We start from the raw sequence: 14,201 nt of genomic DNA, 5'->3' as shown, positions 1-14,201 counted from the left end.
GCTTTCACGACTTGTCCTGCGCATTGTCGGCAACCAGCACCGCGCCGTTGACGAAGCTCGCGCGGTCGGACAGCGCGAAGACGATCAAATTGGCGAGTTCCTCCGGCGTGCCCCAGCGCGTGTTGCGCATCGAGTTATTTTCCGACCAGCGCTTGCGTTCGGCTTCCGCCTCCTCTTCGCCCAGATTGCGCTTGGCGAGCTCACGCTCCCATTTTGCAAAACGTTCCGGAGTATTGACGAAACCGGGAACGACGCAGTTGACGCGAATGTTGTGCGGCCCGAATTCGTTGGCGAGAATCTTGGAGAAGCGGATTTCGGCCGACTTGGCCGGACCGGTGCATGACGACAGGAACGGCGGCATCGTCACCATGATCCCGGTTTCGCCCGACACGTTGACGATGCCGCCGCCGTTCTGCTCGATCATGATCGGGATGATGCGCTGACAGATACGGAACTGAGCGAAGAAATTGATCGCCATGCCGTATTGCAGTTCCTCGTCGGTGACTTCGAGGAACGGCTTGTAGGTGCCCGTGCCGGCATTGTTGACCAGGATGTCGACGCGGCCGAGACGGTCGCGGGCGACCGCCGGCAGCCGCTCGATCTGCTTCAGATCCGTCACATCAAGCGACAGCGTTTCGACCTTGACGCCGGTGCTCCGCTCGACGTCAGAACGACATTCGGCCAGCGCGTCCTCGCGGCGCGCGCAGACCAGAACCTTGACACCCTCCTCCGCCAGCAAGCGTACGGTCTCGAGACCAATGCCCTTGCTGCCGCCGGTGACGATCGCAGTCTTGCCTTCAAGTCCAAGTTTCATTTGATCGCATCCCTTTGAGATCGGGTCAGGCGGTCGAGCAGCCTGCGCACAGGCATCGATCCGCCACTACGTGCCGAGGCGAAAATCTCGGCCGCAAGGCTGGCGCCTTCGCCGGCCGGAATTCCGGTGCCGGCCAGGCGGCTATCGAAAACCTCGGTGGCGCGGGCTTCGTCCTGGAACACCAGAACCTTGGGCGCCTCGCGCGCGGTCCGGCGAAGACGCGCACCATTTTCCATCTCCAACTCGACGGTCGCGTCGAGATGGGTGCCGACCGCGTCCGGCTCGACGATCGTCTTTCCGACGAGTGCCATGATCTCCCGGTCCTGGCGGTGCTCGACGCCCATCTCGTAGTCGAGGCGGCCGTAGCGCAGCATGGCGGCGACCGCAAAGGCGGTGCTGGCCTGGGTCTGCACGGTCCGCGTGAACGGTCCCTTGAATGACGTTCCCGGATATTGCGTATAGGGCTCCCAGATCGTCACGGTAATCCGCTTCACCTGCGACAGATCGATGCCGTCGCGGTGAAGCATATGCGCCGCCAGCACCGCCGACATGTTGTCGCCCAGGGTTGCGAACGGTTTTGCCATGATGCCGATCATCGTCGCGACATCGGGGCCTCGCTGCCATTGTTCTGGCGTGCGATCGAGGCCGGCAAGCGAGCGCAACAATCCCTTCGGTCCTTCCAGCGCATCGGGCGCCCCCTGGACGCCGCGCGCCGCAAGCTCCGCGGCCACCAGCCCGCCCTGGGCGGCGCGCCCGTTCTGTACGCGCCATTCATCGGAGCCGCAGCGCACCGGCTCCAGCGTGCCGCCGGTCGTGCAGGCCGCGATTGCAACTGCGCTGGTGGACCTCGGTGGATCGAGCCCAAGTGCGGCTGCGGCCGCCGCCGCAGCACCGATCGTGCCGAAGGTCGGGCTGGTCCGCACGCCCCTGCCGATCAGGCCGCGGGCAACGACTTCACCCGCACCAAGCCATTTGAGCGTGGAATAGCCGACCGTGAGAGCGGTCAATACGGTGCGCAGCGGCGCATCCAGCGTTTCACCAAGCGACACCGCGACCGGCGCAATCAGGGATCCCGGGTGCGTCCATGAATCGTGGTCGGTGTCGTCCTGAAAATGGGCGTGAACGGCAATGCCGTTGGCGAGAACCGCCTCGGACGGCGCGGCATGTTTGCCGCTCGCCCAGATGCGCGCGGTGCGCGGTCCAGGCAGCACCTCCGCGGACATCGCGCGCGCGGCCGCGGCCGTCGGCTCGTGTCGCGCCGCGAGCGCGAGCCCCAGCGAGTCCAGCAGGCAAATGGCTGCCTTCGTGGCGACATCCGGGGACAGTTCGCTCGCCGACGTCGTTGCGGCGAAGGTCCCGAGCAGCGCAGTGGCGTTCAAAGTAGCGGACATCACAAATACTCCTCGGCAAGCGCAACGTCGCGAATTTCGGCGACGGTGCCGCTCCGCCTGACCTCGCCACCGCGCATCACGTAGCCGCGTGTGGCAAGCTTGAGCGCCGGACGCGCCATCTGCTCGGTCATGAGAATGGTCGTGCCGCGCTGTTGCATATGGCGGATCGCCTCGCTGATCTGCGCGATCCACACCGGCGCGAGCCCGAGGAAGGGTTCATCCAGCAGCAGCAGCTTGGGAAACGAACTCATGGCGCGCGCCAAGGCGACGATCTGCTGTTGTCCCCCTGACAATTGTCCGGCCGGCTGGCTGGCGCGCTCCTTCAGGATCGGAAAGATGCCACAAAGCCAGGCCCAGGCTTGGCGCTGGCTCGCTCCGCCGTGCCAGCAGGCGCCGCTCAGGACGTTGTCAGCGACCGACATGGTCGGGAACACGCGGCGCCCTTCGGGCGAATACCCAATTCCGGCCCGCGCGCGCCCATCGCAGGATACGGCACTGAGATCACGGCCCGCGAAGCGCACGCTGCCATGCGAGGCCTGGACCAGACCGATGATGGCGTTGATCAGGCTCGACTTGCCTGCGCCATTGGCGCCGATCAGCAGGACCGTCTCGCCCTCGGCGACGTCGATCGAGACGCCGCTGATTGCCGTGATGCCGCCGTAGCGGACTTCGAGGTCTTTCACCGCCAGCATCAGGCCGCCTCCTCGTCCACTGTCCCGAGATAGGCGTCAATGACATCCTTGCGTGCCAGGACGTCGGCCGGAGCGCCCTCGGCCAGGACCCGACCGGAATCGAGCACCAGTATTCTTGGACAGAGGCGGCGCACGAGATCCATGTCATGCTCGACGATCAGGACCCCGCAACCGAGTTCCGTCCTCACGTGGCGCACGAAAGCATCGACCCGCAGGCGCTCCCGCCGCTCGAGACCGGCCGCCGGCTCGTCGAGCAGGAGGACTTTCGGCCGGGCGGCGCAAGCCAGAATAAGGCCCAGCATCTTCTGGAGCCCGTACGGCAGCTTGTCGCTCTGCTCGTCGAGCTGCGGTTCGAGCTCGAACTCGTCGATCAGCGGCGCGACGCTGTCCCATCCGGGCCCGCTGCCGCTGAAGCGAAGGGCCCGCGAAATGTTCTCGCGGACCGATGCCGTACGGAAGGTGTTGGTCTGTTGAAAGCTGCGGATAATTCCCATGCGACTGACGGCATGTAGCGGCTTGCCGGTCATATCCTTGCCGTCGAGCCGCACCCGGCCGATGGTCGGCGGCAGCATGCCGCAAATGACGTTGATGAGCGTGGTCTTGCCGGCGCCGTTCGGTCCGATCACGCCGAGGACGTCGCCTGGCGGGATGGCGAAGCTGACATTGTCGAAGACATGCAGCCCGCCGAAACGCTTGGAGATCGCTGCGACCTCGAGCAGCGCGCCGCCGTCGGTACGTTCGGTGCATTCAGCCGTCATTGCAGGGGCTCCATCGCATTGGGCACGCTCAGCGTCGGCGACGAGGCGACGGTGGCCGATCGCGACGGCGGCGGCGGCGAAAACACGCGGACGCCGAGGCGATGGATCGTCCCGACGACGCCCTCGCGCGCGACCAGCACCACCACCACGATCAGGAAGCCGAACAGGAACTGGGAATACTCCCCGCGCAATGCGAAGACGTCTCCCGCCCAGATCAGCAGGGCGCCACCGACAACCGGGCCAAGCATGCTGCTCTTCCCACCGATGATCGCATAGGCAATGTAGTTGACCGATGACAGCGCGCTGAACGAGGTCGGATGGGCGGTGAGCAGCATGTTGACGAGGGCGAAGCCGGCGAGCCCGGATACACCCGCGGCGATGGCGAAGCCGAACGCCTTGTAGTGCCAGACGACGAGACCAAGACTCTGGGCGAGCAGTTCGTTCTCCTCGATCGCCGCGAAATGCTGGCGCAGCGTGCGGGTCACCGCAGCGGTGACGATAGCGCCGGCGAGCGCCAGCCCGATCGTGACCTGCAGCACCGCGCGGTTGTCGGCGAGCTCCAGCCCGAACAGCGTCACGGCCGGCATGCCGACCAGTCCATTGGACCCGCCGGTCAACCCCGGCGTTTCAAACAGCAACAGTTGCGTGATCTCGGTGAGGACGAACGTGACCAGCACGAAATAGACGCCGGTCAGACGGAGCACCAGCGCGCCGAGCGGCAGCGCAAACAGCGCCGGCACCACGAAGCTCGCAAGCCCCAGCAGCAGCACATCGGTCACGCCGTGACGAAGCCCCAGGATCGCGACGGTGTAACCGCCGATCGCCATGAAGGTCGGCACCGCGAAGGTCATCAGATTCATGCGCAGCATGATGTAGACGCTGAACGCGGCCGTAATCGCGATCAGCATCTGGTTGGCCAGCGAATAGACCATCGGGTTCTGGCTGAGCCAGGGAACTACGAAAGCGGCCGCGATGACCACGACGCTTGCTGCCTCGGCCAGGTCGCCGCGCTTGGAAAGGGTGCGGGCTGTCATGTGCTCAAGCTCCCCGAACCCGGTAACCGAAAAGACCCGATGGCTTGACGACCAGCATGACAAGGACGAGCACGAACAGCGCGAGTGCGCCCTTCGAGCCACCGAGATAGACCGCAGAGAACGCCTCCGCCATGCCGACGATGAAAGCCGCGACTGTCGCACCACCGACGCTACCGAGACCGCCGAGAATGACGATCAGGAAGGACGTCGCCAGCACAGGATCGCCGATATGCGGCGCGAGCGACAGGATCGGTGTGACCAGCGCGCCGGTGAGGCCGGCGAGCCCCGTCGCCAGGGCGAAGGCAGCCGGGAACAGAATCGCGGGACGCAGTCCCTGCGCTGTCGCCACCGCGCGGTCATCGGCCAGCGCTCGCAGCGCGCGGCCGAAATCGGTGTAATAGATCAGGCCGTAGATCGACAGGATCCCGACGATGCAGACGCCCAGCACCACGAGATTCTCGATCGGCACAAAGAAGCCATGGCCGTGAATGACACCGGTCAATGGAAAGGCGAAGGCCGGAGATTGCGGTCCGAACACCACCAATATGCCGCTCGACATCATCAAATAGAGGCCGAGCGTCAGCATCAGCGTCGCCAGATGATCGTCGATCACGCGATCCAGCACGAAGCGTTCGAACAGGAATCCGAGCAGCGTGGTGCCCAGCGCCGCGCAGATCACCGCCAGCGCGTAGGGCATGCCAAGATAGGTCACCGCGGAATAGGCGAGATATCCTCCGAGAACGTAGAAGCCGCCATGCGCGAAATTGACGACTCCCAGAATGCCGAAGATCAGGGTGAAGCCGAGGGCGAGCAGCGCGTACTGCGCACCCAGGCTGATGCCTATGAGGCAGGTGGCGACAAAACCTTGCACGGAGTACCCGCTACTTGCCGCCGGCCGCTTCGACCCTGATGGTCGGTTGCAGCTTGCCTTTTTCCACGAGTCCGACACCGAACGGGAACGACAGTTCCTGGTTGATGCCGAAGAAATCCTGCCCGATCCAGTGACCGGGACCGATATTGGGATCCTCAACCGGCAACGATCGCAGGGCCTCGGCAACCTTGGCCGTGTCCGAGATGGTACCGGCCTTGGCGATGGCTTTGGTTACCATGCGGGCGGCGGAGACCCACTGAAAGAACAGATTGTTTTCCGGCCGCTCGGCACCGAGCAGCTTCTTGTACTCGTCGGCGATCATTTGCACTTTCTCGTCGATGAGAACCGGCTCGTACCAATAGAAGTCCTTCAGCACCTCGTCGCCACCGGCGACGCGGGAGATTTCGGTGTATCCCGGACCGCCGAGACGTCCGATCGGTCCCTCAAAGCCAGCCTGACGCAATTGCTTCACGATGATGCCGGCGTCGCCAGGGGGCGATGAAGCGAGATCGACGGCGTCGGGCTTCGCGTTCATGATCCGGGTCACGATCGGCGCGAAATTGGTGGTGCCACGCTGATAATATTCTTCGGAAGCGGTGATGCCGGTTCTCTTGTATGCGTCGGCGTCGACGCTCGCGATATCCGTGCCACCCTGGTCGTTCGGCGCGACCAGCACCACGCTCTTCATGCCGAACTTCTGCTTGGCGATCTTGATGATCGGCTCGGCCCAGCCCGAAGGACCCGGCCCCATGTGGAACACCAGTGGCAACTGCGGCGACAGCGCATCCTTGGCGTAGCCGTTGCCCATCACCAGCATCGAATTGCGCTTGGCGATCGGCTTCACGCCGGTGAGCTCGGGCGAGCCGATCGGGCCGATGATGAATTTAACGCCCTGCCCTGCCAACGTGTTGGCTGCAGCGGCGGCGCCTTCGGCCGTGTATTTGCTGTCGATGGCAACGACGTTGACCTTGCATGGCGCCCCGTCGACCTTGATTAGGCCGTCCCGGTTGGCCTCGGCGGCGACGAGTTCGACCGCGCCGCGCAGCGCGAGGCCCCATTGCGCAGCGGGACCCGACAGAACGCCGACGACGCCGAGCGTCAATTCCTGTCCCGCCGCCATCACCGAGACATTCGAACTGGCCAGCGCAGCGCCGACGGCGATGCCAGACAACAGCAGATTTCTCCGCGTAGTGCTCATCACTCCCCCCGTAATTTGTTGCGGCTCATGCGCCGTCCACTTGTTGCGTGGAAACCCGAAGCGTTCGCCCCGGGGCCGCGATATCGCTCGGCGCCGGGACGCTAGGCGCGCGGAGGTCGCCTTGTCAATGAAACGTTTCATGAAAAATAGGGCAGATCAGCTATGCTTGAGATGAGCCACCGTTCTGGACATGCAATAAACATGAATAATAACAGCACTTTACCCTGTCGATCGAATGATCCATCAGAAACTCCAAACGACGCACCGCTACTGACACACCTATGAAATGAAACGTTCCACTTGAATCAACCTAGCCTGCCCGTTAGCTTCCGTGACCCGTCGCGGACAGAAGATGACGGCCAAGGGGAGAAACTCGATGATGCGGGGCGCCGTGACGGCCGTGCTTTCCGTGCTTGCGATTCAGTGCAGCCAGGGAGCGCTAGCAGCCGAACCTCAGTTCAAGCTGCGGGCTTCGGTGGACACGTCGGCGACACACGGACGGACATTGTCTGCCGCCGACTACCTGAAGAAGCTGCAGGAAAAATCCGGCGGCCGGATCACGACCGAGCTGTTCCACAGCGGCCAGTTGTTTCGCGACCGCGACGTGGTGAAGGCGCTTCGTCAGGGCGCCGTCGAGATGGCGATCCCCGGCACCTGGGTGCTGACCGGCTTCGTCCCCGATGCAGACGTCTTCCAGCTGCCGGCATTTTTCGGGCAGCCCTACCCGGTGGTCTATGCTGCTGCCGACGGCAAGATCGGCGAGATCATCAACAAGCAATTCGAGAGCAAGCTCGATGTCAAATTGCTCGGCCCCTGGCTGCAGCTCGGATATCAAAACACCTACAGCACCAACAAGGCGATCCGCGACTTCGCCGATCAGGCCGGCATGAAGATCCGCAACTCCGGCGGTGCCGGACAATCGGCGCGAGCCAAGTTCTTCAATGCAACACCGAACGTCACAGCCTGGCCGGACGTTCCGCTGGCGCTCTCGCAAGGCACGTTCGACGGGCTGAGCTCGACCGATGAAAGCCTTGCCAGCGCAAAGCTCTGGGAATCCGGCGTGAAATATGGATTTGCGGATCGCGAATTCGTCGGGTTCTACGTGCCGATGATCAGCGAGAGCTTCTACAAGAAGCTGCCGCCGGATCTCCAGAAGCTGGTCGTCGACCTCTGGCAGGAGAACATCCAGGCCTACCGCAAGAGTATGGAAGAAGCTCAGACCGAGGCGCGCCACACGCTGGAAAAGAACGGCATCGTGTTCGTTTCGCCGTCCGAGAGCGCGCTCGCTGCGGTCCGCGCCAAGATGCTGCCTTTGCAGGACGGCATCGCGAAGGAGTTGCGGATTTCGCCCGCCTTGCTGCTGCAGGTGCAGGCGGATGTAACGACCGTCGGCCATTGATTGCCACCCATGATGAAGATCTGGAACGGGCTTGAACTCCTGTTGATAGGAGTTCTTGGTGCCGCCGCGCTGACGGTCGGGACCGCTCAGGTCATCGGTCGCTACGTGAACAAGAACTTCGCCTTCATCAATGGCGAGGAGGTAGTGGTCTATCTGACGGTCTGGGCGGTGTTTCTGGCGTCGAGCCAGTTGGTCCGGACCGATGGCCATGTCAGGCCCGACGTCGTGCTGCGACTGTTGCCGCCGCAAGGGCAAAGATGGGTCGAGGCATTCAACTGCTGTGTCGCGATCTTGTTTTGTGGCGGCCTGGCCTATTGCGGCTTCCAGGTTGCGGATGTCGCCCGCAGCCTCGACGAGCGCAGCATCACGGGCCTCGAATTCCCGATGTGGATCTACTACTCGGCCATCCTGACCGGCGCCGTGCTGATGCTGTTGCGCTACGTCATCAAGCTTTATTTGCTCGTATTCCGCTTCGATCCCGCCACCATGGTCATCGCCGTTCACGATCACTGAGCGATCGACGACGTCAGCCGTCTTGATGACCGATCTGCCATCGGCAAACTGACCGTCGTGGTCCCGCATCGGGACGCTTCAGGTCCAGCAACAACGAGACCGACACGATGTGGACGATGCTTTTCCTGCTGATGTTCTTCGGGCTGCTCTGCGCGGGAATGCCGATCTTTCTGGTGTTGGGTCTCTGCGCGGCGGTCCTGTTCGGCTTCAGCGACCAGCCTCTGGTGGCGATCGCGCAGAAGATCGCCGATGAAATGAACTCCAGCACACTGATGGCCTTGCCGCTGTTCGTGATGGCCGCCGCGTTCATGCGGCGCGGCGGCGTCGCCAAGGCGCTGGTCGATGTCGCGATCGCCTGGTTCGGACGATTGCGGGGCGCACTCGGTCTCGTGACGGTGGTGTCATGTACCTTGTTTGCCGCGATCTGCGGCTCCTCAGTTGCGACTGCGCTCGCCATGGGCACCATTCTGGTGCCGGCGATGATCGAGCGCGGCTATCCGCGTCATTTTGCGCTTGGCGTGGTCGGCGCTTCCGGCACGATCGGCATCGTGATTCCACCCAGCCTGTCGCTGATTCTTTACGGGCTGATCGCAGAGCAGTCCGTGCCGCGCCTGTTCCTGGCCGGCATCCTTCCCGGGCTGCTGCAGGCAGCGATGTTCTTCGGCTGGGTGTTCTACTACTCGCACAAATACGAGCTGCCGTGCGAACCGTCCGTGCCTCGCGCCGAACTGGTGCGGATGAGCCTCAATGCCCTGCCCGCGCTGTGCGTGCCTTTCATCGTGATGGTCGGAATCTACGGCGGCCTGATGACGGTCACCGAAGCAGCCGCGGTCTCGGCCACGGTGGCTCTTCTCGTCAGCCTGTTCTTCTATCGCGGCTTTAAGGTCAGCCAGACGCTCGAGGTGATCGCCGAGGCAATCAAGAGCGCCGCGACGATCATGATCATCGTCGCGACCGCTTTGGCGTTCGGCCACTGGATGACGGACTCGGGCATCCCGGCCTCGCTGGTGAAGTTCACGCTCGACAACCAGCTTCATCCCTGGCAATTCCTGCTCGCGATCAACGTGCTGCTGCTCGTGCTCGGATGCTTTCTCGAGGTCGCCGCCACGCTGCTGGTGGTAATGCCGATCCTTGCGCCTGCGCTGAAACCGCTCGGAATCGATCCCGTCCATTTCGCGATCGTCTTCACCCACAACATGGAGATCGCGCTGGTTCATCCCCCGGTCGGACTGAACCTCTACGTGCTGGCCACGATTTCGACTGCGCCGGTCACCGAAGTGGTGCGCGGCGTTCTGCCGTTCCTCGGCCTGCTGCTGCTGTGCCTTGCAATCATCACCTATGTCCCACAGCTTTCGCTCTGGCTGCCCAATCTGGTCTATGGCGCGGGCTAGCAACGCGGATCGTCTCGACGGAGAGCTCGAGCATGTCATCGAAATCAATCCATTGGGCCGGCGAATTCTCCACGCTCGCGCTCCGCTACGGCAACAGGCCGGCTGTCGTCGACGCCGCCGGCACGACGTCCTATGCGGAGTTGTTCGCCAAAGCCGCCGGCGTTGCGGATGCCCTGATGCAGGCCGGGATCGAGCCGACAGATGCCGTGGCTACATTGTTCCGCAACAGCGCCGACGCCGTTGCGGCCACTTTCGGCGTCATGCTGGCGGGCGCCGTCGAAGTCCCGATCAACCCTGCGCTGAGCAGCGACGAACGCGCTTACTGCCTCGCGGTCTCCAACGTTCGTCTGTTGATCACCGGCGCGGCCCTCGCGACCGAAAAGGCCGCCGGCGGTCCGATCATCATCGAGGTCGAAAGCATCGAACGGACCGCGTTGGATCCGGCCGCCTTTCCGCAGGTCGACGGCGACGCGCCGGCGCGTATCGTCTTTACCTCTGGTACCACCGGACGCCCGAAAGGCGCGGTTCACAGCCAGATCGGCCGCTGGACGGCCAACATATTGCTGCGGGCGAACCTGCCGTTCCGCCCGGGTGCCGGCAGCAACGTCCTGCTGATGACGCCATTCTCGCACGGCTCCTCGTTGATGACGCATGCCTATCTGTCGTCGGGTGCGGCCGTGACACTGCTCGACGGCGTCGACCCGCCGCGCGTGCTTGATATCCTCGCACGCGGCGCATGCGATGCCATGTTTGCGCCGCCGACCGTGCTGGCAAAGATCGTGGCTGCCGCGGGCACGCGCCAGTTCTCGTCGCTGCGCACGATCTTCTGCGGCACGGCGGTGCTGAAGCCCACGCTCTACGCGCGCGTCGAGGAGATGTTCGGCCCCGTGGTGCGGGTCACCTATGGCAAGAGCGAGGTGTTCAATCCGATCACGGTGCTCGAAGCCGAGGAGACCGAGTCCTGGTATGCATCCGGAGGCGAGGACGCCTGCGTCGGCTGGCCCGCTCCCGGTGTTGAAATCGTCATCCGCGGCGAGGACGGCCGGCCGGCCGCCATGGGCGATGGCGGCGAAGTCCTGATCCGCGCGCAACATCTGATGGCCGGATATCGCACCGCCGAGGGTTTCGTCCGATTGGCACCGAATGAATTCCACGAAACCGGCGATCTCGGCTATCTCGATGCACGCGGTCGGCTGCACCTCACCGGCCGTAGCGCCGACGTCATCAAGTCGGGCGGCTACAAAGTAGCGCCGGAAGAGGTCGAACGGTTGCTTGCGCCGGCGCTGCAGCCATCGGAAGTCGCGGTGGTCGGCATTCCCTCGGACTATTGGGGCGAGGTCATTCTTGCAGCGGTGGAAAATCCCGCACCAGGCTGGGAGGAGCGCATCAATCGCGTGGTGCCGAACATGACCGACTACAAGCGTCCGCGCCTGCTGATTGCCCTCGACGAATTGCCGCGCAACGGAATCGGCAAGATCCTCCGCGGCGCCATTCGCACCGACGTGCTGTCCCGGTTCCGCATCACCGAAGGGCCGCGGCCGCGGCTCGAAAAGCGCTCCTAGTTCAGCGCGAGCGACGAAGCCGAGTTCGCGTTGCAAGCGCAGAGAATGTGGCCGCATTACGGGCACTTTACTTCGGCCGAACGCACAGCACGCCGTTTTCACGAGAACGGCACCGTCCAGCGAACGAGAAGGCTTACGTAGCGCCCCAATCGACGACCTATCGCCATTACGTGGCGTTTGCCCCAATAGTTGGAGTCGTGATCGCAGCCCTTGGCCTTATTTCGTGGCTCATTGGACGAGTCTGCTGCGACATCCTCTCCGGTGATTGACACAGCCTGGTTCAGGACTCCCATCATCGGGACGCTGCCCTGCATTATCGCTGGATCAATCTGTCAGAGATATCGGGCGGGGTGTTGCGCGCACGCAAACGGACCGCGGCGCGGGGCTGGTATGCGTCGGGGCCTCCCACTTCGTTCCGCTAAGGGACAGAAGCCCGATAGTGACTCTTCCTTTTGGCTCGACAAGCGCTGCAGGCCCGCGCTTCGCTCTCGGTCGTCTTCGAGCTCGCCCCAGTTCCATGCGAAGACAGTCATCTATCCACCGACGCGTTGCGCCGGGACGTGATCTGCAATGCATAATCCGCGTCACGAAAGTTCCAAGCTCGCCTAACGCCAAGCGTCCCTCGCCTTTGTCGTTAGCAGCCCCCGTTTGGCGCCGCCTGTTGCAGCCAAGTTACAGCAATTCCGCACGTGTCTGATAGGCGAAGAACTTGGGGCTGGGCTAGTACAAGAAAGTTGGAATGAAAAAGATGAAGAAAATTCTGCTTGTCACCGCCAGCATGATCGCGCTCGGCGCGGTCGCGCCCGCTTCCGCGGCTGATCTCGCGCCGCAGCCCTACACCAAGGCTCCGCCCTATGTTGCTCCGACCCCGATCTACAACTGGACCGGGTTCTACATCGGTGGTCACGTCGGTGGTGCGTTCGGTGGCAACGACAACGTCCTCGCCCCCGGCTTCGGCGGTGGCAACGACGGTGTGTTCATGGGCGGCGTGCAGGCTGGCTATGATTACCAGTTCGCGCCGAGCTGGGTGCTGGGTCTTGAAGCCAACTATAGTTTTCTGGATACCAGTTCGAGCTTCGCTAATCGTGGCCTCGGTTCGGTAACCGGCCGCCTCGGCTACACTTGGGGTCCGGCGCTGCTTTACGTCAAGGGCGGCTATGCCTGGGCTGACACGCGCTTCTCGAACGGCTTCGGCGGCGACGGCGGCCGTGACGGCTACACCGTCGGTGCCGGTCTCGAATACATGTTTACCCAGAACTGGTCGGGCAAGCTCGAATATCAGTACTATGACTTCGGCACCGTCAACGTGTCCGATTCTCTCGGCTTTATCGGCAGCTTCCGCAACGACCAGCACACCATCAAGGCGGGCTTGAACTACAGGTTCAACCTGGGCGGCCCGGCCGTCGCCAGGTACTGATCGCTCGCTTAACTCCAAGCGACATGAGAGCTCCGGGCCAAACAAAGGCCCGGAGCTTTTTCGTTGAAACGGTGGTTTCTCCCGGATTGGAAGCCTCTAGCGCGGTCGATTGACGCACGTTGACGGGCTGATCCGTGACGACATGACGCACGACGCTCAATGCGTCATGGAACTGACCTCCAAGGGACGATGGCAGCTAACGCTCATCGGGCTGATGGATTGCGAACAGGAGGCCCGTTGCGAGCGGTTCGGCCGGGGCTGGTTATTTGGACAGGCCGGTCGGATTTGCCGCGTGGGCGCCGCGCGCTGCGAAGCTTCAGCGCCGATGCCTGATCTGCACGGCCTTCAGATAGTCGGCAACCTGCTCAGCCCAATCGGCGGGTGGCGCCACGCCTGTAACTTGCGGACTGCGACCGCAGCCAACGCAGATCGGCTGAGTGTCCTGATCGCTCTCGAAGCTATAGGCATCCGCGCCGTCGGTAATCACGCACGGCGTCATGTCGGAGCGCTTGCGGTCGCAGCGTTTCATCATGGCCTCCGTTCCCCGGCGAGTGCTAGCCGACACACTTTGCGAGTCCAGTGCTGGATCATGAGTCGCCCACCACCGCCGAGGAGAATGCAAAGTGAAACGCATTCGATGGAACAGCAACACACGTGGGTGTTTTGGTTGTTGATTGATTATGATGCAATCGTGACCATGGAACCGGTGCTGTTGGCACGGACTGCACATCCCATCACGAAGCGGTTGTGATCTCATTGTGCACATCGGATCGACCGAGCACGCGCATCGGCTCGGCCAATCCGAAAATACTGGCAAAGACGGCTCCGGCGCGGCCCTCAGACAGCACGTCGGGGCCGTCGCTTGTGTCAGCGGAGCTTGCGAGATGGGCGACAGCCGTGAAGTGCCATTGTCGGATATGCACGCGCGCGTGTTGACGCGGCGTTGCGGCGCTCAATAGCTTTGCCGGTTGGGTGGCTTGATGCGCGGTGATGGCGATGTCGAGAATAGAAGTGAGCGCGGAAGAGAAGGAATTGATTCTAATGCTGCGCGAATGGAAACGCGACGTGCGCGGATTTGGGTCGTCCGCGGTTTTGATCTCACGCCAGCATGGACGCGGATGGGAAATCAGGCTTGCGCTTAACGCGGATCAAGTGTCGCCA

13 protein-coding genes are annotated in these 14,201 nt (G+C 63.1%); 5 read left to right on the top strand and 8 right to left on the bottom strand.

The window, feature by feature from the left end:
- Positions 1–4 precede the first annotated feature (4 nt).
- Genes ACVWZM_RS27635 through ACVWZM_RS27605 form a run of 7 tightly spaced genes read right to left on the bottom strand, consistent with a single transcriptional unit; the run spans position 5 to position 6,731 of the window.
- Positions 5–814 carry an SDR family NAD(P)-dependent oxidoreductase gene (locus tag ACVWZM_RS27635; RefSeq protein ID WP_057017379.1) on the bottom strand — a complete coding sequence of 270 codons (810 nt, stop codon included), beginning with the start codon at positions 812–814 and terminating at the stop codon, positions 5–7.
- The gene (locus ACVWZM_RS27630; protein ID WP_456855350.1) at positions 811–2,205 is read right to left on the bottom strand and encodes an MmgE/PrpD family protein; all 1,395 of its coding nucleotides are present in this window, start codon (positions 2,203–2,205) and stop codon (positions 811–813) included. Before ACVWZM_RS27630 ends, ACVWZM_RS27635 begins: the two co-directional genes overlap by 4 nt.
- Positions 2,205–2,897, bottom strand: a complete 693-nt coding sequence (locus ACVWZM_RS27625; protein WP_050387518.1) for an ABC transporter ATP-binding protein — start codon at positions 2,895–2,897, stop codon at positions 2,205–2,207. Before ACVWZM_RS27625 ends, ACVWZM_RS27630 begins: the two co-directional genes overlap by 1 nt.
- Positions 2,897–3,655 carry an ABC transporter ATP-binding protein gene (locus ACVWZM_RS27620; RefSeq protein ID WP_456855349.1) on the bottom strand — a complete coding sequence of 253 codons (759 nt, stop codon included), beginning with the start codon at positions 3,653–3,655 and terminating at the stop codon, positions 2,897–2,899. Before ACVWZM_RS27620 ends, ACVWZM_RS27625 begins: the two co-directional genes overlap by 1 nt.
- The gene (locus ACVWZM_RS27615; RefSeq protein ID WP_456855348.1) at positions 3,652–4,689 is read right to left on the bottom strand and encodes a branched-chain amino acid ABC transporter permease; all 1,038 of its coding nucleotides are present in this window, start codon (positions 4,687–4,689) and stop codon (positions 3,652–3,654) included. The genes ACVWZM_RS27620 and ACVWZM_RS27615 overlap by 4 nt, the downstream gene beginning before the upstream one ends.
- A gap of 4 nt (positions 4,690–4,693) precedes the next feature.
- Positions 4,694–5,560, bottom strand: coding sequence for a branched-chain amino acid ABC transporter permease (locus ACVWZM_RS27610; RefSeq protein WP_456855347.1), 867 nt, complete (start codon positions 5,558–5,560; stop codon positions 4,694–4,696).
- Between the two features lie 10 nt (positions 5,561–5,570).
- Positions 5,571–6,731, bottom strand: coding sequence for an ABC transporter substrate-binding protein (locus tag ACVWZM_RS27605; protein WP_253625491.1), 1,161 nt, complete (start codon positions 6,729–6,731; stop codon positions 5,571–5,573).
- 403 nt (positions 6,732–7,134) lie between these two features.
- Between ACVWZM_RS27605 and dctP the strand changes: the two genes are divergently transcribed.
- From dctP to ACVWZM_RS27580, 5 genes are all read left to right on the top strand, one after another.
- Positions 7,135–8,157 carry a TRAP transporter substrate-binding protein DctP gene (gene dctP, locus ACVWZM_RS27600; RefSeq protein ID WP_168855309.1) on the top strand — a complete coding sequence of 341 codons (1,023 nt, stop codon included), beginning with the start codon at positions 7,135–7,137 and terminating at the stop codon, positions 8,155–8,157.
- 9 nt (positions 8,158–8,166) lie between these two features.
- Positions 8,167–8,670: a TRAP transporter small permease gene (locus ACVWZM_RS27595; protein WP_253589163.1), complete on the top strand. Its 504-nt coding sequence runs from the start codon at positions 8,167–8,169 to the stop codon at positions 8,668–8,670.
- Between the two features lie 107 nt (positions 8,671–8,777).
- Positions 8,778–10,061: a TRAP transporter large permease gene (locus ACVWZM_RS27590; RefSeq protein ID WP_456855346.1), complete on the top strand. Its 1,284-nt coding sequence runs from the start codon at positions 8,778–8,780 to the stop codon at positions 10,059–10,061.
- Positions 10,062–10,093: 32 nt separating this feature from the next.
- Positions 10,094–11,623 carry a class I adenylate-forming enzyme family protein gene (locus tag ACVWZM_RS27585; RefSeq protein WP_456855345.1) on the top strand — a complete coding sequence of 510 codons (1,530 nt, stop codon included), beginning with the start codon at positions 10,094–10,096 and terminating at the stop codon, positions 11,621–11,623.
- A 748-nt stretch (positions 11,624–12,371) separates the two neighbouring features.
- A complete protein-coding gene (locus ACVWZM_RS27580; protein ID WP_057017476.1) occupies positions 12,372–13,040 on the top strand; it encodes an outer membrane protein in 669 nt (222 codons plus the stop codon).
- A gap of 316 nt (positions 13,041–13,356) precedes the next feature.
- Here the strand turns inward: ACVWZM_RS27580 and ACVWZM_RS27575 are convergent, their stop codons facing one another.
- On the bottom strand, positions 13,357–13,572 hold the full coding sequence (locus ACVWZM_RS27575) for a hypothetical protein (protein ID WP_057017370.1): 216 nt from the start codon (positions 13,570–13,572) through the stop codon (positions 13,357–13,359).
- Positions 13,573–14,201 lie beyond the last annotated feature (629 nt).

It is taken from the genome of Bradyrhizobium sp. USDA 4501, from assembly GCF_054062115.1.
This window is presented reverse-complemented; position numbering and strand designations above follow the sequence as displayed.

Excerpts from the sequence above, each read along its gene's own strand:
- ACVWZM_RS27580 (WP_057017476.1), top strand. The coding sequence starts at position 12,372 with ATGAAGAAAATTCTGCTTGTCACCGCCAGCATGATCGCGCTCGGCGCG.
- ACVWZM_RS27630 (WP_456855350.1), bottom strand. The coding sequence starts at position 2,205 with ATGTCCGCTACTTTGAACGCCACTGCGCTGCTCGGGACCTTCGCCGCA.
- ACVWZM_RS27615 (WP_456855348.1), bottom strand. The coding sequence starts at position 4,689 with ATGACAGCCCGCACCCTTTCCAAGCGCGGCGACCTGGCCGAGGCAGCA.
- ACVWZM_RS27590 (WP_456855346.1), top strand. The coding sequence starts at position 8,778 with ATGTGGACGATGCTTTTCCTGCTGATGTTCTTCGGGCTGCTCTGCGCG.
- ACVWZM_RS27635 (WP_057017379.1), bottom strand. The coding sequence starts at position 814 with ATGAAACTTGGACTTGAAGGCAAGACTGCGATCGTCACCGGCGGCAGC.
- ACVWZM_RS27585 (WP_456855345.1), top strand. The coding sequence starts at position 10,094 with ATGTCATCGAAATCAATCCATTGGGCCGGCGAATTCTCCACGCTCGCG.
- ACVWZM_RS27620 (WP_456855349.1), bottom strand. The coding sequence starts at position 3,655 with ATGACGGCTGAATGCACCGAACGTACCGACGGCGGCGCGCTGCTCGAG.
- ACVWZM_RS27625 (WP_050387518.1), bottom strand. The coding sequence starts at position 2,897 with ATGCTGGCGGTGAAAGACCTCGAAGTCCGCTACGGCGGCATCACGGCA.
- ACVWZM_RS27575 (WP_057017370.1), bottom strand. The coding sequence starts at position 13,572 with ATGATGAAACGCTGCGACCGCAAGCGCTCCGACATGACGCCGTGCGTG.
- ACVWZM_RS27595 (WP_253589163.1), top strand. The coding sequence starts at position 8,167 with ATGATGAAGATCTGGAACGGGCTTGAACTCCTGTTGATAGGAGTTCTT.
- dctP (WP_168855309.1), top strand. The coding sequence starts at position 7,135 with ATGATGCGGGGCGCCGTGACGGCCGTGCTTTCCGTGCTTGCGATTCAG.